This window comes from Streptomyces hundungensis (assembly GCF_003627815.1).
In the GTDB taxonomy this organism is placed as follows: Bacteria; Actinomycetota; Actinomycetes; order Streptomycetales; family Streptomycetaceae; genus Streptomyces; species Streptomyces hundungensis_A.
On the sequence record NZ_CP032698.1, the window covers coordinates 1989961 to 2009026 of the forward strand.

Annotated in this window: 18 protein-coding genes; 14 read left to right on the plus strand and 4 right to left on the minus strand. The window is 71.1% G+C overall.

Going from position 1 to position 19066, the window contains the following annotated elements; translation table 11 throughout:
• Nucleotides 1–45 precede the first annotated feature (45 nt).
• Nucleotides 46–1251 carry a YihY/virulence factor BrkB family protein gene (locus DWB77_RS08865; RefSeq protein ID WP_120720727.1) on the minus strand — a complete coding sequence of 402 codons (1206 nt, stop codon included), beginning with the start codon at nucleotides 1249–1251 and terminating at the stop codon, nucleotides 46–48.
• 17 nt (nucleotides 1252–1268) lie between these two features.
• On the opposite strand from DWB77_RS08865, the gene DWB77_RS08870 reads away from it, so the two are divergent.
• The 14 genes from DWB77_RS08870 (at nucleotide 1269) to DWB77_RS08930 (ending at nucleotide 14779) form a co-directional block, all read left to right on the plus strand.
• On the plus strand, nucleotides 1269–2915 hold the full coding sequence (locus DWB77_RS08870) for an acyl-CoA dehydrogenase family protein (RefSeq protein WP_120720728.1): 1647 nt from the start codon (nucleotides 1269–1271) through the stop codon (nucleotides 2913–2915).
• A 399-nt stretch (nucleotides 2916–3314) separates the two neighbouring features.
• Nucleotides 3315–4625 carry a helix-turn-helix domain-containing protein gene (locus DWB77_RS08875; RefSeq protein ID WP_120727551.1) on the plus strand — a complete coding sequence of 437 codons (1311 nt, stop codon included), beginning with the start codon at nucleotides 3315–3317 and terminating at the stop codon, nucleotides 4623–4625.
• A 13-nt stretch (nucleotides 4626–4638) separates the two neighbouring features.
• Nucleotides 4639–5202 (plus strand): GNAT family N-acetyltransferase, encoded by a 564-nt coding sequence (locus tag DWB77_RS08880; RefSeq protein ID WP_120720729.1) that lies wholly within the window; start codon nucleotides 4639–4641, stop codon nucleotides 5200–5202.
• A 121-nt stretch (nucleotides 5203–5323) separates the two neighbouring features.
• Entirely contained in the window at nucleotides 5324–5407 is an 84-nt protein-coding gene (locus tag DWB77_RS39445; RefSeq protein WP_310591794.1) for a putative leader peptide, read from the plus strand.
• A 124-nt stretch (nucleotides 5408–5531) separates the two neighbouring features.
• Nucleotides 5532–7229: a nitrite/sulfite reductase gene (locus DWB77_RS08885; protein ID WP_120720730.1), complete on the plus strand. Its 1698-nt coding sequence runs from the start codon at nucleotides 5532–5534 to the stop codon at nucleotides 7227–7229.
• Entirely contained in the window at nucleotides 7226–7405 is a 180-nt protein-coding gene (locus tag DWB77_RS08890) for a hypothetical protein (protein WP_120720731.1), read from the plus strand. The genes DWB77_RS08885 and DWB77_RS08890 overlap by 4 nt, the downstream gene beginning before the upstream one ends.
• Nucleotides 7402–8115 (plus strand): phosphoadenylyl-sulfate reductase, encoded by a 714-nt coding sequence (locus DWB77_RS08895; RefSeq protein ID WP_120720732.1) that lies wholly within the window; start codon nucleotides 7402–7404, stop codon nucleotides 8113–8115. Before DWB77_RS08890 ends, DWB77_RS08895 begins: the two co-directional genes overlap by 4 nt.
• Nucleotides 8116–8144: 29 nt before the next feature.
• Complete coding sequence (cysC, locus tag DWB77_RS08900; protein ID WP_120720733.1) at nucleotides 8145–8690, plus strand: adenylyl-sulfate kinase; 546 nt, start codon at nucleotides 8145–8147, stop codon at nucleotides 8688–8690.
• Nucleotides 8687–9622: a sulfate adenylyltransferase subunit CysD gene (gene cysD, locus DWB77_RS08905; protein WP_120720734.1), complete on the plus strand. Its 936-nt coding sequence runs from the start codon at nucleotides 8687–8689 to the stop codon at nucleotides 9620–9622. The genes cysC and cysD overlap by 4 nt, the downstream gene beginning before the upstream one ends.
• Entirely contained in the window at nucleotides 9623–10963 is a 1341-nt protein-coding gene (locus DWB77_RS08910) for a sulfate adenylyltransferase subunit 1 (RefSeq protein ID WP_120720735.1), read from the plus strand.
• Between the two features lie 239 nt (nucleotides 10964–11202).
• A complete protein-coding gene (locus DWB77_RS08915; RefSeq protein WP_120720736.1) occupies nucleotides 11203–12315 on the plus strand; it encodes an aliphatic sulfonate ABC transporter substrate-binding protein in 1113 nt (370 codons plus the stop codon).
• Between the two features lie 45 nt (nucleotides 12316–12360).
• Nucleotides 12361–13155: an ABC transporter ATP-binding protein gene (locus DWB77_RS08920; RefSeq protein WP_120720737.1), complete on the plus strand. Its 795-nt coding sequence runs from the start codon at nucleotides 12361–12363 to the stop codon at nucleotides 13153–13155.
• The gene (locus tag DWB77_RS08925; protein ID WP_120720738.1) at nucleotides 13142–14032 is read left to right on the plus strand and encodes an ABC transporter permease; all 891 of its coding nucleotides are present in this window, start codon (nucleotides 13142–13144) and stop codon (nucleotides 14030–14032) included. The genes DWB77_RS08920 and DWB77_RS08925 overlap by 14 nt, the downstream gene beginning before the upstream one ends.
• A gap of 6 nt (nucleotides 14033–14038) precedes the next feature.
• Entirely contained in the window at nucleotides 14039–14779 is a 741-nt protein-coding gene (locus tag DWB77_RS08930) for a sirohydrochlorin chelatase (RefSeq protein ID WP_120720739.1), read from the plus strand.
• A 30-nt stretch (nucleotides 14780–14809) separates the two neighbouring features.
• Here the strand turns inward: DWB77_RS08930 and DWB77_RS08935 are convergent, their stop codons facing one another.
• The 3 genes from DWB77_RS08935 to DWB77_RS08945 form a co-directional block, all read right to left on the minus strand.
• Nucleotides 14810–17458 carry a fibronectin type III domain-containing protein gene (locus tag DWB77_RS08935; protein WP_120720740.1) on the minus strand — a complete coding sequence of 883 codons (2649 nt, stop codon included), beginning with the start codon at nucleotides 17456–17458 and terminating at the stop codon, nucleotides 14810–14812.
• A 130-nt stretch (nucleotides 17459–17588) separates the two neighbouring features.
• Nucleotides 17589–18200 carry a TIGR03086 family metal-binding protein gene (locus DWB77_RS08940; RefSeq protein WP_120720741.1) on the minus strand — a complete coding sequence of 204 codons (612 nt, stop codon included), beginning with the start codon at nucleotides 18198–18200 and terminating at the stop codon, nucleotides 17589–17591.
• Between the two features lie 109 nt (nucleotides 18201–18309).
• Nucleotides 18310–18993, minus strand: coding sequence for a DsbA family protein (locus tag DWB77_RS08945; RefSeq protein WP_120720742.1), 684 nt, complete (start codon nucleotides 18991–18993; stop codon nucleotides 18310–18312).
• Nucleotides 18994–19066 lie beyond the last annotated feature (73 nt).

The following is a 19066-nucleotide window of genomic DNA, read 5'->3' on the forward strand; positions in this document are numbered from 1 at the left end:
CCGCGTGCCGTCCCGGCGCGAGGTGACAAGGCCGGCCCGCCGGGTTCAGTCGTGGTCGCGCGGGCCCTTGTGGGGGTCGCGCGCGGAGGGGTCCTGCGGCTTGTCCTCGTGCTTCTTCACGGTGTGCAGACGGGACTTCACGTCCTCGGGCGGCAGGAACTTCGACCACCGCTCGGGGAACTCGGAGGGCATCCCCGGGTCGTTGCCGTCCTCGCCGTCCTCCTCATCCTCCTCGTCCTCCTCGCCGAAGAGCATCGGCTGGACATGGGCGCGGGCGACGATCTGGGCGGCCTGCGCGGCCCGCGCCCGCTCGCCGGCCGCGCGGGCGGCGGCCGTCGCGACCGAGGGCCAGACCCGGTCGATGGCCGCGTTGACGGCCGCGCCCACCAGCACCGCGAACGCCGAGATGCCGATCCACAGGAGCACCGCGATGGGCGCGGCCAGCGAGCCGTAGATGGTGGGGCCCTCGACCGTGCTGGTCAGGTAGATGCGCAGCAGGAACGAGCCGAGCACCCACATCGCGAGGGCCACGAGCGCGCCCGGCACGTCCTCGATCCACGGCGAGCGGACCGGCACCGAGACGTGGAAGAGGGTGGTGAGGAAGGCGATGGAGAGCAGGATCATCGTGGGCCAGTACAGGAAGCTGATCACGTCCGTGCCCCACGGGATCAGCTCCACCACCCGGTCCGGGCCCACCACCGCGAGCGGCAGCACGACCGCGCCGATGAGCAGCGCGACGATGTACAGGACCAGCGAGAGCAGCCGGGTCTTGACGATGCCGCGCTGGCCGTCGAGCCCGTACATCACGGTGATGGTGTCGATGAAGACGTTGACGGCGCGCGAGCCCGACCACAGCGCGATGGCGAAGCCGATGGAGACGATCTCCGGGCGCTTGCCCTGGGTCACGTCGTCGAGCAGCGGCTGGGCGAACTCGTGCACACCGCGGTCGGAGAGCACGGTTCCGGCCGCGTTCAAAATGTTCTGCTCGATGCTGGCGACGGTGTGGGTGCTGGTCCAGCCGTCCACGTAGCCGAGCAGCGCGATGACGCTGAGCAGCAGCGGCGGCAGCGAGAGCAGCGTGAAGAACGCGGCCTCGGCGGCCAGGCCCAGGATGCGGTACTCGACACAGGAGTTGACGGTGTCCTTGAGGAGCAGCCAGCCCAATTTCCGCTTGGAGACGTTGCGGTAGAGCACACGGGCCCGATGAAGGCGGCCGGATGTCCGCTCGGGTGTTTCATTTGCTGGCTGCACGTCCTTACCGTATCGGCATGGCAGCCACCACCCACACAGTGACCAACCAGGCTCCGCCCCTGGTGGGGTACGACGTCTTCACCGCCGACCGGGTCCTCGGCGAGGCCGTCGAGCGGCACACCGCGCCGGAGCTCGTCGACGAGGTGACCGAGGAGCTAGCGACCCTCGGACGTTCGGCGGGATCGGCCCAGGCCCAGGAGTGGGGTGTGCTGGCGAACGAGAACCCGCCGAAGCTGCGCACCCACGACCGGTACGGGAACCGGATCGACGAGGTCGAGTTCCATCCGAGCTGGCACCGTCTGCTCGGCAAGGCCGTGACCTCCGGGCTCACCGACGCCTGGGGGCGGCCCGCCGGGCATGTGCGCCGGGCCGCCGGGTTCCTGGTGTGGACGCAGGCGGAGGGCGGGCACGGCTGTCCGGTCTCCATGACGCACGCGGCGGTGCCCGCGCTGCGCACCGACCCGGCGCTGGCCGCCGAGTGGGAGCCGCGGCTCACCTCACACGTATACGAGGAGGGGCTGCGGCCCGCCGCGGAGAAGGCCGGAGTCATCTTCGGCATGGGCATGACGGAGAAGCAGGGCGGCAGCGACGTACGGGCCAACACCACCGTGGCGACCCCGCTCGCCGCCGACGGCGAGTACGTGCTGACCGGGCACAAGTGGTTCTGCTCGGCGCCGATGAGCGACGGGTTCCTGGTCCTCGCGCAGGCATCCCCCTCCAAGAAGGACAGCCTCACGTGTTTCCTGGTGCCGCGCGTCCTCGCCGACGGCACCCGCAACGCGTTCGCGATCCAGCGGCTCAAGGACAAGCTGGGCAACAAGTCGAACGCCTCCAGCGAGGTCGAGTTCGACGGGACGTGGGCGCGCCGGGTCGGCGAGGAGGGGCGCGGGGTGCGCACCATCATCGAGATGGTGGCGGCGACCCGGCTCGACTGTGTGATCGGCTCGGCGGCGATCATGCGGCAGGCGGTGACGCAGGCGGTCCACCACGCCTCGTACCGACGTGCGTTCGGCGGGTTGCTCGTGGAGAAGCCGCTGATGCGCAACGTCCTGGCCGATCTGGCCCTGGAGTCGGAGGCGGCCACCACGCTCGCGCTGCGGCTCGCGGCCGCCTATGACGCCGACACCGAGGAGGAGCGGGCGTTCCTGCGGCTCGCGGTGCCGGCCGCCAAGTACTGGGTCACCAAGCGGTGTACGCCGGTGGCGGGCGAGGCGCTCGAATGTCTCGGGGGCAACGGGTACGTCGAGGAGTCGGGGATGCCCCGGCTGCTGCGGGAGGCCCCGCTGAACTCGATCTGGGAGGGTTCGGGCAATGTCCAGGCCCTGGACGTGCTGCGGGCGCTCCAGCGCGAGCCGCAGGCGATCAACGCCTTCCTCCAGGAGGTCGGCAAGGCCCGCGGCGCGGACCACCGGCTCGACGCGGCGATCAAGAACCTGCTGACCGAACTCGCCGATCTGGACGGCATCGAGGGCCGGGCCCGTCGCCTGGTGGAGCGCATGGCGCTGGTGCTCCAGGGTTCCCTGCTGGTGCGCTGGGCGCCGGCGGAGGTCGCGGACGCGTTCTGCGCCTCGCGGCTCGGCGGCGACTGGGGGGCGGCCTTCGGGACGCTGCCGCACTCGCTGGATCTGGCGTCGGTGGTCGAGCGCGCCCGCGCCGAAGTGTGAGACGGGCCCCGCGCGGAGATGTGAGGCGGGCCCCGCGCCGAGGTGTGCGGCGGCCCCCGCATCGAGGTGTGAGGCGGGCCCCGCGCCGAGGTCTCGGGACGGCCCCGAGCGCGGCCGAAAGCCGGTGCCCGGGGCGGTCCGTCGGGGGTGGTGCTGCGCCGACACGGCACCACCCCCGCACTCTCATGCGTCCGAAGACGGAGCATGACGACCGGACTTCCGGTGCAGTGCCACCTTCGTACCCCCGCGGGGCCGTTCGCGAGGGTTGCAAAGGGTTGCAACCATGTGGGGCATATCGCCGCGCGCCAACCGCCGGGCGGGCACGATGAATTCAGGACACCCGGGCTCGGCAGTCGGCGAGCCCGGTGTCGACGGCAGGAGGATCCGGTGCACACCACCATGCTGGACGTGGCCCGTCTGGCCGCCATGGACGCCCAGGAGGCCGCCCGGCTCCTGACGCGCGTGCGCGCGGCCACGCTGGCGGGCAGGGATTCGAAGGTCGCCCCGCGCACGGAGATCGGGGAGTCCTGGCGGCGGGCGCTGAACAGTGGGCTCGATCCCGACGGGGACAACCGCGCGGGGCTGCTGTCGCTGGCCGAGGTCGAACGGCGCAGACGGCGCTCGCCGCTGGCGGAGGTCCTGCCGGTGCTGCGGGACGCGCTGGTGTCGGTCGCGGACGCGGCCCAGCACATCATGGTCGTCTCGGACGCCGAGGGGCGGCTGCTGTGGCGCGAGGGCCACCCTTCCGTCCTGAAGCTGGCCGACGCCCTCGGCTTCGAGGTCGGTGCCGACTGGAGCGAGGCGGCCGTCGGCACCAACGGCGTGGGCACCCCCTTGGTCACCGGCCGGCCGGTGCAGGTGTATTCGGCCGAGCACTTCGTGGCCTCCCACCACACCTGGACCTGTGCGGGCGCGCCCGTCGTGGACCCGCGCGACGGGCGGCTGCTCGGCGTGGTCGACATCAGCGGCCCGCTCGGCACCATGCATCCGGCCACGCTGTCCTTCGTGACCTCGGTGGCCCGGCTCGCCGCCGCCGAGCTGCGCAACCGGCACTTCGCCGCCCTGGAGCGGCTGCGCACGGCGGCCGCCCCGGTGCTGTGCCGGGTCGGCGGTCGGGCGCTGGCCGTCGACGACAACGGCTGGGTGGCCGCGGTCACCGGCATGCCGCCCCTCGACCGGCTCGCCCTGCCCAAGGTGCCGCGCGCGGGCCGGGTGTGGTTGCCCTCGCTCGGCATGTGCGCCGTCGAGCCGCTGCCGGGCGGCCGGCTGGTGCGGGTGTGCGAGGAGGCAGACGGCTCGGACACCGCGACGGCCCGGCGGGTCGTGCTCGACGTCAGCCGGCCCCGGCGCTGCTCGGTGACGGTGTCGGGCGACACGGGGAGCTGGACGCAGGAGCTCAGCCCCCGCCACGCCGAGCTCCTGTTCGTCCTCGCGCTGAACCGGGAGGGCCTCAGCGCCGCCCAGCTCGCGCGGGACATCTTCGCGGACCCGACGCGCACGGTGACGGTACGGGCCGAGATGTCACGGCTGCGCCGCCACCTCGCCGAGGTGCTCGCCCACCGCCCCTACCGCTTCAGCGAGGACGTACGGGTGGAGGTGGTCCGGCCGGACCACGCGGCGGACCTGCTTCCCCATTCGCTGTCCCCGTCGATCGCCCGGGCCCGGGGCGGCCACCAGCGACCCGCGTGGCAAGCGTCCGAGGCCCCGTGATTGCCTGGCGTGCATGAGTATCACCGTGACCACCTGGTCCCTGGAACAGACCGCCGTCACCGATCTGCGCCCGGCCGCCGAACCGGCCGACGGCTTCACGATCGTGCGGGCCGAGGTGCCCTCGCCGGAGTTCAGCCGCTTCCTCTATACGGCGGTCGGTGGGGACATCAAGTGGGTCGACCGGCTCGGCATGACGTACGAGGCGTGGGAGCGGGAACTGAACAGGCCGGGCACCGAGACGTGGGTGGCCTACGACCGGGGGACGCCCGCGGGCTATGTCGAGCTCCAGGCCCAGCCCGGCGGCTCGGTCGAGATCGTCTACTTCGGTCTGATCCCCGCCTTCCGCGGTCGGCGCATGGGCGGCCCCCTGCTGACGTACGGGACCCGGCGCGCCTGGGACCTGGCCGAGCGCTGGCCGGAACTGCCCGCGACCGAGCGGGTGTGGCTGCACACCTGCTCCCTGGACGGCGAGCACGCCATGGACAACTATGTGCGGCGCGGCTTCAAACTGTTCGCCACCGTCGAGGAACAGGTGGCGGAGGTCGCCGCGCCCGGCCCCTGGCCGGGGGCGTTCTGACGGCGCGGAGCGTCCGCCTCCGCCAGTGACCCGCAGCACACCGTCCCACGATGCGGGACAGCTAAGTCCACATTTTGGATAGTGGTGGACTGGGTCCAAAGTCCCGTGACACGCTTCCGTCATGTCTGGAACTGGAATTGCCTTGGTGAGTCGGCGGCACGTCGACCTCGGCCGCATGTCCAGCGCCATCTGTCCGGCCCGCTGACGCTCCAGCACCGCCGCGATTCCCCCTGTTAACGGTTCCCCTCTGTCCTGACCGCGCACCGCCGCGCCGAAGCGCGAGTGTGCAGGTCAGAGCCGCCCCCTTGCAGTCCCGAAGGACATACGCCATGGCCGCCAGCCCAGAAAACCCTGCCCCCACGACGCCCCGCCGCAAGCCGGGCCGCCACCGTGGTGAAGGCCAGTGGGCCGTCGGCCACTTCACGCCGCTCAACGGGAACGAGCAGGTGAAGAAGGACGACGACGGTCTCAATGTGCGGACACGCATTGAGACGATCTACTCCAAGCGCGGCTTCGACTCGATCGACCCCAGCGATCTGCGCGGCCGGATGCGCTGGTGGGGTCTCTACACCCAGCGGCGCCAGGGCATCGACGGCGGCAAGACGGCGATCCTGGAGCCGGAGGAGCTGGACGACGAGTACTTCATGCTGCGCGTCCGCATCGACGGCGGCCGGCTCACCACCGAGCAGCTGCGGGTGATCGGCGAGATCTCGCAGGAGTTCGCGCGCGGCACCGCCGACCTCACCGACCGCCAGAACATCCAGTACCACTGGATCCGCATCGAGGACGTCCCGGAGATCTGGAACCGGCTCGAAGCGGTCGGCCTGTCCACCACCGAGGCCTGCGGCGACACCCCGCGCACCATCCTCGGCTCGCCGGTCGCCGGGATCGCCGCGGACGAGATCATCGACGGCACCCCCGCCATCGACGAGATCCACCGCCGCTTCATCGGCAACCCGGCCTTCTCCAACCTGCCCCGCAAGTTCAAGACCGCCATCTCGGGATCCCCGCAGCTCGACGTCGCGCACGAGATCAACGACATCGCGTTCGTGGGCGTCGACCACCCCGAGCACGGCCCCGGCTTCGACCTGTGGGTCGGCGGAGGCCTGTCCACCAACCCCAAGCTCGGGGTGCGTCTCGGGGCCTGGGTGCCCCTGGACGAGGTGCCGGACGTCTTCGAGGGCGTCATCTCGATCTTCCGTGACTACGGCTACCGGCGGCTGCGCAACCGCGCCCGCCTGAAGTTCCTGGTCGCCGACTGGGGCCCGGAGAAGTTCCGCCAGGTCCTCCAGGACGAGTACCTCAAGCGCGCCCTCCTCGACGGGCCCGCGCCCGAGCTGCCCAAGGACGTCTGGCGCGACCACCTCGGGGTGCACCGCCAGAACGACGGCCGCTTCTACATCGGCTTCGCGCCCCGAGTCGGCCGCGTGGACGGCGCCACCCTCAGCAAGATCGCCGAGCTCGCCGAGACCCACGGCTCGGGCCGGCTGCGCACCACCACCGAGCAGAAGCTGATCGTGCTCGACGTCGCGGAGGACCGCGTCGAGTCGCTCGTCTCGGGCCTTGAGTCGCTCGGCCTGAAGGTCAACGCCTCGCCGTTCCGCCGCGGCACCATGGCCTGCACCGGCATCGAGTTCTGCAAGCTCGCCATCGTCGAGACCAAGGCGCGCGGCGCCTCCCTCATCGACGAACTGGAGCGCCGCATCCCCGAGTTCGACGAGCCCATCACCATCAACATCAACGGCTGCCCCAACTCCTGCGCCCGCATCCAGGTCGCCGACATCGGCCTCAAGGGCCAGCTGGTCCTGGACGACGAGGGCAACCAGGTCGAGGGCTTCCAGGTGCACCTGGGCGGCGCGCTCGGCCTGGAGGCCGGCTTCGGGCGCAAGGTCCGTGGCCTGAAGGTCACCTCGGCCGAGCTGCCCGACTACGTGGAGCGGGTCCTGACGCGGTTCCAGGCGGAGCGCGCCGAAGGCGAGCGGTTCGCGACCTGGGCCTCGCGCGCCAGCGAAGAGGCCCTGTCATGAGCGAGCGCGCGGCCCCCTTCTACTGCCCCTACTGCGGCGACGAGGACCTGCGTCCCCACGAGACCGGACACGGCGCGTGGGAATGCGCGGCGTGCAACCGGGCCTTCCAGCTGAAGTTCCTCGGGCTCCTGGCCCGGGGCATCCAGCGCAACGACCGTGGAGGGGAAGCGATATGACGGCGACTCAGATCGACGAGCGCACCGCCGAAGACCTCAAGGCGCTCGCCGAGCAGGCGGGCCGGGACCTCGAAGAGGCCTCCCCCCTGGAGATCCTCCAGTGGGCCACCGACACCTTCGGCAAGCAGTTCTGCGTCACCTCCTCCATGGAGGACGCGGTCGTCGCCCACCTCGCCGCGCGCGCGATGCCCGGTGTGGACGTGGTGTTCCTCGACACCGGCTACCACTTCCCGGAGACCATCGGCACCCGGGACGCGGTCGCCGAGGTGATGGACGTCAACGTCATCACCCTCACCCCGCGCCAGAGCGTCGCCGAGCAGGACGCCGAGTACGGCCCCGCGCTGCACGAGCGCGACCCGGACCTGTGCTGCGCCCTGCGCAAGGTCAAGCCCCTTGAGCAGGGCCTGAGTTCGTACGCCGCCTGGGCCACCGGCCTTCGCCGCGACGAGTCCCCGACCCGGGCGAACACCCCGGTCGTCGGCTGGGACGAGAAGCGGCAGAAGGTCAAGGTGTCGCCGATCGCCCGCTGGACGCAGGACGACGTGGACGCCTACGTCGCCGAGCACGGGGTGATCACCAATCTGCTCCTCATGGACGGCTACCCCTCGATCGGCTGCGCGCCCTGCACCCGACGGGTCGCCGAGGGCGAGGACGCGCGCGCCGGACGCTGGGCCGGGCGCAACAAGACCGAGTGTGGACTGCACGGATGACGGACCGTCAGGATGATCAGGAGACTTCGATGAGCGTGACGGAGGCGGGAGCCACCATCTGGCTGACCGGTCTGCCGAGCGCGGGCAAGACGACCATCGCGTACGAACTCGGTGACCGGCTGCGCGCGGAAGGGCACCGGGTCGAGGTGCTGGACGGCGACGAGATCCGCGCGTTCCTCTCGGCGGGCCTCGGCTTCGGGCGCGAGGACCGGCACACCAATGTGCAGCGGATCGGCTTCGTCGCCGAACTCCTCGCCGCCAACGGCGTGAAGGCACTCGTCCCGGTGATCGCGCCGTACGCGGACAGCCGCGAGGCCGTGCGCAAGCGTCACCAGAGCGAGGACACCGCCTATCTGGAGGTGCATGTCGCCACCCCGGTGGAGGTGTGCTCCGTGCGCGATGTGAAGGGTCTGTACGCCAAGCAGGCGGCGGGCGAGATCAGCGGCCTGACCGGGGTCGACGACCCGTACGAGGCGCCCGAGGCGCCGGACCTGGTGATCGAGTCGCACACCCAGACCGTGCAGGAGTCCGCGGCGGCGCTTCACGCGCTGCTCACCGAGAGGGGCCTGGCATGACGTCGGCAGCAACCGTGACCGAGGGTGTGGACAGCCCGTACGCGCTCAGCCACCTCGACGCCCTGGAGTCCGAGGCGGTGCACATCTTCCGTGAGGTGGCGGGTGAGTTCGAGCGGCCGGTGATCCTGTTCTCCGGCGGCAAGGACTCCATCGTCATGCTGCACCTGGCGCTCAAGGCGTTCGCCCCGGCCGCCGTGCCGTTCTCGCTGCTCCACGTGGACACCGGGCACAACTTCCCCGAGGTCCTGGCCTACCGCGACCGGGTGGTGGCCGAGCACGGGCTGCGTCTGCACGTCGCCTCGGTGCAGGAGTACATCGACGCGGGCAAGCTGCGCGAGCGGCCCGACGGGGTGCGCAACCCGCTCCAGACGCTGCCGCTGACCGAGGCCATCCAGCAGCACCGCTTCGACGCGGTGTTCGGCGGTGGCCGGCGCGACGAGGAGAAGGCGCGCGCCAAGGAGCGGGTGTTCTCGCTGCGCGACGAGTTCTCGCAGTGGGACCCGCGCCGCCAGCGCCCGGAGCTGTGGCAGCTCTACAACGGTCGGCACGCCCCCGGTGAGCACGTGCGCGTGTTCCCGCTCTCCAACTGGACCGAGCTGGACGTGTGGCAGTACATCGCCCGCGAGGACATCGACCTGCCGGGGATCTACTTCGCGCACGAGCGCGAGGTGTTCAAGCGGTCCGGGATGTGGCTGACCGCGGGCGAGTGGGGCGGCCCCAAGGGAAGCGAGAGCGTCGAGACGCGCCTGGTGCGCTACCGCACCGTCGGCGACATGTCGTGCACCGGCGCCGTCGACTCCGACGCGACGACGCTGGACGCCGTCATCACCGAGATCGCCGCGTCCAGGCTGACCGAGCGGGGCGCCACCCGCGCCGACGACAAGATGTCCGAGGCCGCGATGGAAGACCGCAAGCGCGAGGGGTACTTCTAAATGTCCACGTCCACCAAGCAGTTGGCCGATCTGTCGGCCACCACCCTGTTGCGCTTCGCGACCGCCGGCTCCGTCGACGACGGCAAGTCCACTCTGGTCGGGCGACTGCTGCACGACTCCAAGTCGGTCCTCACCGACCAGCTGGAGGCCGTCGAGGCGGCCTCGCTCAAGCGCGGCCAGGAGGCCCCCGACCTGGCGCTGCTCACCGACGGCCTGCGCGCCGAGCGCGAGCAGGGCATCACCATCGACGTGGCCTACCGCTACTTCGCCACCGCCCGGCGCCGGTTCATCCTGGCCGACACCCCGGGTCATGTGCAGTACACCCGCAACATGGTGACCGGCGCCTCCACCGCCGACCTCGCCGTGGTGCTGGTCGACGCCCGCAACGGCGTCATCGAGCAGACCCGTCGGCACGCGGCCGTCGCGGCCCTGCTGCGCGTGCCGCATGTGGTCCTCGCGGTCAACAAGATGGACCTGGTGGCGTACGAGGAGAAGGTCTTCGCGGCGATCGCCGAGGAATTCACCGCCTACGCGAGCGAGTTGGGCGTCCCGGAGATCACCGCGATCCCGATTTCGGCGCTCGCCGGGGACAACGTGGTGGAGCCCAGCGCCAACATGGACTGGTACGGCGGCCCCACCGTCCTGGAGCACCTGGAGACGGTCCCGGTCAGCCACGATCTGACCTCCTGCCACGCCCGGCTCCCCGTCCAGTACGTGATCCGGCCGCAGACCGCCGAGCTCCCCGACTACCGGGGCTACGCGGGCCAGATCGCCGCCGGTACGTTCCGGGTCGGCGAGCCGGTGACGGTGCTGCCCTCGGGTCGCACCAGCACCATCGCGGGCATCGACCTGCTGGGCGAGTCGGTCGACGTCGCCTGGACGCCGCAGTCGGTCACGCTGCTGCTCAACGACGACATCGACATCTCGCGCGGCGATCTGATCGTGCCGAGCGGGGACGCGCCGCCCACCACCCAGGACGTCGAGGCGACGGTGTGCCACGTGGCCGACCAACCTCTGACGGTGGGTCAGCGGGTGCTGCTCAAGCACACCACCCGCACGGTCAAGGCGATCGTCAAGGAGATCCCGTCCCGGCTCACCCTGGACGACCTCTCCCAGCACCCGGAGCCGGGCCAGCTCGTCGCCAACGACATCGGCCAGGTGTTGGTGCGCACCGCCGAGCCGCTCGCGCTCGACTCCTACGCCCACTCGCGGCGCACCGGCTCGTTCCTGCTGATCGACCCGGCGGACGGCACCACGCTCGCGGCCGGCATGGCGGGCGAGTCGTTCGCCACCCACAAGACCCTCACCGCGGTCGCGGACGAAGAGGGCTGGGACTTCTGATGAGCATCGACGTCTACGCGACCTTCGCGAAGGAGGGCGGCCGTGTCGGCAGCGGCGCCCTCGGCAGCGGCCAGGGCGGAGTGGCGCGATGTGCGCGATGACGTACGCGCACCGCTCGCGCGCCCGGATGCACCACCAGCACCCTCCGCACCATCGAAGACCTGCCGACTTCCCGGCCGCGTCCCGGAGTTGAGACTCCCCGGGACGTAAGAACCGGGCCTTGGAGAGGACACCCTCCCGTGCCTGCCAGTTCCACCGTGAGGCGCAGCCTCATCGCCGCCGCCACCCTGCCCCTGCTCTTCGGGGCGCTCGCCGCCTGCGGCTACGGCTCCAGCTCCGACAAGAGCGACGCCGACAAGGCCGCCCCTGCTGCCAACGGCAAGAAGCTCTCCGCCGACTCCGTGAAGATCGGCTACTTCCCCAACCTGACGCACGCCACCGCGCTCGTCGGCGTCCAGGAGGGGTTGTTCCAGAAGGAGCTGGGCGGCACCGCCGTCAAGACCGCCACCTTCAACGCGGGCCCCTCCGAGATCGAGGCGCTCAACGCGGGCTCGATCGACATCGGCTGGATCGGCCCCTCCCCGGCGATCAACGGCTACACCAAGTCCAAGGGGCAGAGCCTGCGCATCATCGGCGGCTCCGCCTCCGGCGGTGTGAAGCTGGTGGTCAACCCCTCCAAGGTCACCTCGCTCGACGGCCTCAAGGGCAAGAAGATCGCCACGCCTCAGCTCGGCAACACCCAGGACGTGGCCTTCCTCAACTGGATCGCCGACAAGGGCTGGAAGGTCGACGCGCAGTCCGGCAAGGGCGACGTCGACGTCGTCCGCACCGACAACAAGATCACCCCGGACGCCTTCAAGTCCGGTTCGATCGATGGTGCCTGGGTGCCCGAGCCGACCGCGTCCAAGCTGGTCGCCGAGGGCGGCAAGGTGCTCCTCGACGAGTCCGACCTGTGGCCGGACAAGCAGTTCGTGATCACCAACATCATCGTGTCGCAGAAGTTCCTCAAGGAGCACCCGGACGTCGTCGAGGCGGTCCTGCGCGGTTCGGTGAAGACCAACGAGTGGATCGTGACCCACCCCGACCAGGCCAAGGCCTCGGCCAACGCCGCGCTGAAGAACCTGTCGGGCAAGGCGCTTCCGGCCGACATCCTCGACCCGGCGTGGAAGTCGATCAAGATTCTGGACGACCCGCTGGCGGCCAGCCTCCAGGCGCAGGCCGACCACGCGGCCAAGTCCGGTCTCCTCAAGAAGCCCGACCTCGCGGGCATCTACGACCTGGATCCGCTCAACAAGGTCCTCAAGTCCCTGGGCAGGCCTCAGGTCGGCGACGCCGGTCTCGGCGTCAAGTAGCCCCTTCACCCAGCCGGTTCACAGGTTTCCCAGGAGGTGACGACCATGGCCACCGCACTCGCCAAGGCCACGGACCGCACGGCGGCGCCGCACGAGTACGCCGCCCGTATCGGGCATGTCTCGAAGTCCTTCAACGGTCCCGCGGGACCTCAGCTCGTCCTCGACGACATCAGCCTCGATGTCGCGCCGGGCGAGTTCGTCACCCTCCTGGGCGCCTCCGGCTGCGGAAAGTCGACGCTGCTCAATCTGGTCGCGGGCCTGGACGCCCCGACCGCGGGCACCATCGAGACGCCGGGCGGCCGGCCCGCGCTGATGTTCCAGGAGCACGCCCTGTTCCCGTGGCTGACCGCGGGCAAGAACGTCGAACTCGCCCTGCGGCTGCGCGGGGTGGCCAAGAACGACCGGCGTGAGCGGGCCGAGGAACTCCTCTCCCTGGTCCGCCTCCAGGGCGCGTACGGCAAGCGCGTGCACGAGCTGTCCGGCGGGATGCGCCAGCGCGTCGCGATGGCCCGCGCCCTCGCTCAGGACTCCCAACTCCTGCTGATGGACGAGCCGTTCGCCGCGCTCGACGCGATCACCCGGGACGTACTGCACGACGAGCTCACCCGCATCTGGCGCGAGACGAACGTGTCGGTCCTGTTCGTGACGCACAACGTGCGCGAGGCGGTCCGGCTGGCGCAGCGCGTGGTGCTGCTCTCCTCGCGGCCCGGCCGGGTGGCCCACGAGTGGACGGTCGACATCGACCAGCCGCGCCGCATCGAGGACGCCGAAGTGGCGGAGCTCTCCGTCGAGATCACTGAACAACTGCGTGGGGAGATCCGCCGCCATGGCCAGCACTGAGACCACCGACGTCAAGGACGCCGCCGGCCTCGGCAGTCTCGAAGCGGGACTCGACGCCCTCGAAACCGTCCAGGCCCACCGCACCCCGGTGCGCGAGGTCCTGGTCAAGAAGGTGCTGCCGCCCCTGGTCGCGGTCGCGCTCGTCCTGGTGGTGTGGCAGGTCCTGGTCTCGGCGAAGGTCACCGACTCCTACAAGCTGCCCGCCCCGTCCGCGGTGTGGTCGAGCCTGAAGGACATGTGGCTCCAGGGCACCCTGCTCGACGTCGTGTGGACCAGCGTCTCGCGCGGTCTGCTCGGCTTCCTGCTCGCGCTGGCCATCGGGACCCCGCTCGGACTGCTCGTGGCCCGGGTCAAGTTCGTGCGCGCGGCGATCGGCCCGATCCTGTCCGGGCTCCAGTCGCTGCCGTCGGTGGCCTGGGTCCCGCCGGCCGTGCTGTGGCTGGGCCTCAACGACTCGATGATGTACGCCGTGATCCTGCTCGGCGCGGTCCCCTCCATCGCCAACGGACTGGTCTCCGGCGTCGACCAGGTGCCCCCGCTGTATCTGCGGGCGGGCCGCACGCTGGGGGCGACCGGGGTGCGGGGCGCCTGGCACATCCTGATGCCGGCGGCGCTGCCCGGCTACCTCGCCGGTCTGAAGCAGGGCTGGGCGTTCTCCTGGCGTTCCCTGATGGCCGCCGAGATCATCGCCTCCTCCCCCGATCTGGGCCTGGGGCTCGGCCAGTTGCTGGAGAACGGCCGCAACAACTCCGACATGCCCGGCATCTTCCTGGCGATCATCCTGATCCTCCTCGTGGGCATCGCCATCGACCTGCTGATCTTCAGCCCGCTGGAGCGCAGGGTGCTGCGCGGCCGCGGGCTGCTCGTGAAGGGCTGAGCCGCCGTGCACCGCCCGGTCCTCCTCGTCATCGCCCACGGCAGCCGCGACCCGCGGCACGCCGCGACCGTGCACGCCCTGGTGCGGCGGGTCCGGGCGATGCGGCCCGGCGTCCGCGTGGAGACGGGTTTCCTGGACTTCAACGCGCCCTCGGTCCCGCGGGTCCTGGACCGGCTCGCCCTGGAAGGCGTCCGGGACGTGGTGGCACTCCCCCTCCTGCTGACCCGCGCCTTCCACGCCAAGGCGGACATCCCGGCGGTGCTGGGGCGGGCCCCGGCCCGCCTGAACATCCGCCTCGCCGATGTCCTCGGCCCCTCCCCCCTGCTGCTCGCCACCCTTGAGCGACGGCTCTACGAGGCGGGCCTGGGCCCCGCCGACAAAAGCTCGACCGGGCTCGTCCTGGCCTCGGCGGGCTCCACCGACCCGGAGGCGATCGCAGTGATCGCTGAAATCGCGCGGGAGCTGCGGCACACCGGTTGGTGCGCCGTGCGGCCTGCTTTCGCCTCCGCGGCCCTCCCCCGTACGGAAGACGCCGTACGGGATCTACGGGCCCTGGGCGTACGGCACGTAGCCGTCGCCCCCTACGTCATCGCCCCCGGCTTCCTGCCCGACCGCATAGCCCGGGGCGCCACCGAAGCGGACACTTTGTCCGAAGTCCTGGGCAGCGCCCCAGAGTTGGCCCGCCTGATCCTGACCCGCTACGAGGAGTCGAAGACCCACAGCCGCCCCCCGGCCCTGACGGCGTAACTTCGACACCCCGCCGGGGCGCGTGGTGGGTCAGCGAAGGGGCGGGGTGGGGGCAACCACCCCAGGACCCACCCCCGCCGCCGTGACGGCCCTGACCGAGAACGTGTAGGCCACCCCCGGCACGAGACCGCCCACCACCCGGAACATCCCCTTCCCCGAGGACCGCGTCACGAGCACGTCCCGCCCCGTGACCTCGATGACCCGCCCGTCCGACACGGTGATCCGGTAGCCGACGACCTCGGCGTCACCCGTGGTCGCGGGCGGCGTCCAGGCGAGGGTGACGGCACGCGACCCCGCCCGCGCCTTGGCACCGGTGGGCGCGCCGGGCAGCGCGACGGCCCCGGTCGGGGTGAGGGGCGCCGAGGCGAGGGACGGCGCGCTCTCGCCGTGGGCGTTGCGCGCGGTGACGATCACCCTGAACGGCCCCTCGGAGGACCGGAGTTGGCCGAGACGGACATACGCCTGCCGCCGGAAGTCCGCCGCCGAGACGCTCGCGGTCGCCACCTCCGTCCCGTCGGCGCGCAGCGCGTGCGCGGTGTACCCGGTCGTCGGGGACCCGCCGTCCACGTAGCTGGGGTTGAAGACGACGTACAGCGCGTCGGTACCACCCGTGCTCGTGCCCACGCGCGCCGGGGCCTCGGGCACCGAGACCGCCTGGGTCACGCGGTCGAGGACCGAACGCCGAGCGGGCTCGATCCCGGCGCCCGCGACGATGTCCTGCGGCACGTCGGAGAGGCTCGCCATGATGTGGTTGCCCGTGGTGACCAGGCCCTTGTTGTTGCCGTCGGCCGCGCCCTCCTCCCACCAGTTGTCCTTGATCAGCGTCGGGTCGTTGTTGCCGAGCTTGTCCCGGTAGTCGGTGTGGCGGCTGCCGACATTGGCGTACGCCGCGCCGTACAGGACGTTGCCCTGGACGGTCTCGTAGGTGCAGCCGTTGTCCGTGTAGACGCTCTTGCCGAGCCCCCACTGGTCGTGGACGACATTGCCGGTGACCTTCTCGCCGTCGGCCATCGAGGCGCCGGTGAGGCCTTGGGTGTAGATGCCCCCGCCGTCGTCGAGGAGCTGCATGTAGTCGAAGATCAGGTTGGCGCGGACGGCGTTGTCGTGGCTGGGGTTGGGGGTGGCGGGGGAACCGATCTTGTCGGGCCAGCCACCCCAGCCCATCGAGATCGCGCTGTAGCCGAGGTGGTCGAGCTGGTTGTGCGCGATCGTGGTGTGCTGGGTGTAGCCGTTGAGGATGCCGACGGCGCCGTGGAACTCCCGTGGCAGCGCGTAGAGGTGATTGTTCGTCACCTCGATTGACGAGGCCGGTGTCGTGCCGTCCACCGCGCCGATCTCCAGGCCGTTGCCGGAGATGTCGGTGAACACGCTGGAGCTCACGGTGGAGTCGCTGGTCCCGGCGCCGAGTTCGAGCCCGGCGGCGCCGAGATGGGCGAAGGTGCTGTCGCGGATGTCGATGTGGTGCGCGTACGAGAAGGACACGTTGCCCGGCATCTTCGTCCAGGAGGCGAAGGGGCAGGTCCCGCCCGGCGTGAATCCGCACAGGCCCTGGGTCGCCCAGCCCTTGGCGCCGGTGACGGTGTAGCCGGCCTGGATCTCGGAGAACCCCTCGGGCCCGGACGGCGTGAGCCAGGTGGCGTAGCTGAACTGGAGCCCCTGGAAGGTGACGTCGTGCAGGGGCGCCTTCGCGGTGCCGTGCCCGTCCAGGAGCCGCTCGGCGAAGGCGGCCTCGACGTCGGCGCTGCGGAGGTCCTCGCCGGGTCGGGGGAGGTAGTAGACGGTGTGCGCGGAACGGTCGAGGTACCACTCGCCGGGTTCGTCGAGGAGTTCGTAGGCGTTCTCGACGAAGGACGCCTTGCCGTTGTTGGTGAGTTTGCCGGGGCCGACCATGCCGATGGTGCGGCCCGGCCGGTCGGGGAACTCGACGCGCTTGGTGGAGTTGTCCCAGCACGGCTGGGCCATGGTGATCACGGTGCCCTTGGCGGAGGCGATCGGGCAGCGGGGTTCGGTCCACTGGCCGAGTCCGTTGCGCTCGACGTTCCACAGCGCTTCCCCGCTGGTGTACACGAACTCGGCGTCCGAGGGGTGGCGCCAGTGCGCGAGGGTGTCGGAGTTCGCGGTGTAGCCGGTGGACGTGGGGGTGAGCGTGACCGGCACCTCACCCCGGGCGCGTTGTCCGCGTACGCCGTCGACGTACAACTGCCGTGTGAGGTCGAGCCCTTGGGGCGCGGGCGCGGACCAGAGTCCGGGCCGCCCGGACACCGGCCGCCAGCCTTCCACCTTGCGGCCGCCGCTGATGACGGTGGCCCCGTTGCCCGCGCCCTGCCAGATGACACGGTGGCCGTTGCCCCCCGAGTCGCGGGCGTCCAGGTCGAGCGGCGTGTCGCCCCGGTAGGTCCCGGCGGCGAGGTGGACGGTGAGGTCGGCCTCCTGGTGTGCCGTTCTTCCGCGCACCAGGTCGCGGGCGCGTGGCAGGCCGCGCACGGGGTGCCGGGCGGTGCCGTCGGCGGCGTCGTCGCCCGTCGGGGACACGTAGACGTCGGCGGACCCCGCGTGCGGGGAGCGCGCGGTGGCCGACGGCACGAGGCCGGGGCCGGCCAGGGCCAGTGCGGCGGCGAGGGCGAGGATCGGGGCGGCTCTGCGGGGCGCAGTCCGTGGCGCGCTCCGGGATGCGGGCATGGTTCCCTCCCAGGGGGCTCACGGGACCGGCCCCACGAGCCACTGGAAAGGTAGGAGCATTGACGTACCACGGTCAACACATCGCTCCGGATCGCCCGGGAATTCTCTTCAACTCTCCCTATTCATCCGATCACTTGAGGGGTCCTCGCGTGAGGGGCGCCGTTCCGGCGGACCAGTGCGGGTCGCGGCCGGAAGCGGCGAGGGCGCGTTCCAGGACGGTGGCGCCGGGCGCCGGCTCCACGGGGTCCGCGAAGCCCTGGTACTGGCGGTAGAGCTCGGCGTTGTCCTCGACGACCTTCAGCACGAAGGCGGCGGACTCCTCGGAGAGCACGACCTCCTGCCCGGTGGCGCGCGCCACGTCCCAGCCGTGCACCGCCATCTCCTTGACGATCATCGAGGCGATCCGGCGGGCGGGCATCGCCGCCCCGCCCAGATCGACCTCGCCCTCCCACACGGCCGGGTCCGACCAGGCGGCGACGGCCCGTTCGAGCTGGGCGGCATAGCGCTCGGCCCAGTCGGTGTCCGCGGTGAAGTCGCGCGCGGTGAGCTCGTCGGAGAGCGGCTCTCGCCGGGCCCGGTGCTCCAGGCCGTGCGAGGTGTACAGGACCCAGTGGTTGACCAGGGTCCGCACGTCCCACTCCCCGCAGGGAGTGGGCCCGGCGAGCCGGTCGGGGGTCACGCCGCGCGCGATGCGGGCGGCCTCCTCTGCGCATTCGGTCATGGCACGGTGTTCGTTCTTCATGCGACCAGCCTCCCGCCGTACCCCTTGCCCGGTCTTGAAGAAACGCGACAGGGCGAGCGGGCGGGACGGCCGCCCGGCCCGGGCCGCCCCGTCGGGACTCGCTCAGAGGTCAGTCGAAGCGGAGGGAGCCAGTCCGGGTGCGCTTCAGCTCGAAGAAGTCGGGGTACGCCGCGATCGTGCGCACGCTGTCGAAGATCCGCGCCGCCTCCTCGCCGCGCGGAATGGAGCTGAGCACCGGGCCGAAGTAGACCTTGCCGTCGAGGTGGATGGTCGGGGTGCCGACATAGCCGTCCTCGGCCGGGTCCTTGCCCGCGTCGTGGGAACGCCGTACGGCCTCGTCGTACGCCGGGTCGTGGGCGGCGTCGGCGAGCGCGGCGGGCAGGCCGAGCTCCGCGAGGGCCTCGGCGACGACCTCGTCGAAGTCCTGGTTCTTGTCCTGGTGGATGCGGGTGCCGAGCGCGGTGTACAGATCGCGCAGCACGCCCTCCCCGTGCGCCTCGGCGGCGGCGACCGCGACCCGGACGGGGCCGATCGAGCGGTCCACCAAGTCCCGGTACCAGTCGGGAAGTTCATTGCCGATGTTGTGCAGATAGAGGCTCATGGGCCGGAATCTCAGGTCGATGTCGCGGTGGCGCTCGACTTCGAGCATCCAGCGGGAGGTGATCCAGGCGAAGGGGCAGGCCGGGTCGAAGTAGAAGTCGACGGTGGTGCGCGTCGCGGGGTCGGCCGTCGTCGTGGTCTTCGCGGGCTCGGCCGTCGTGGTGGTCGCGGTGTCTTTCGTCGTATCCGTCATGCGTCGAGCGTAGTGTGCCAATGGCCCTCACTCCTGGGCCATTGGCTCCGTGATCGACTGGGCCATTTCGTCC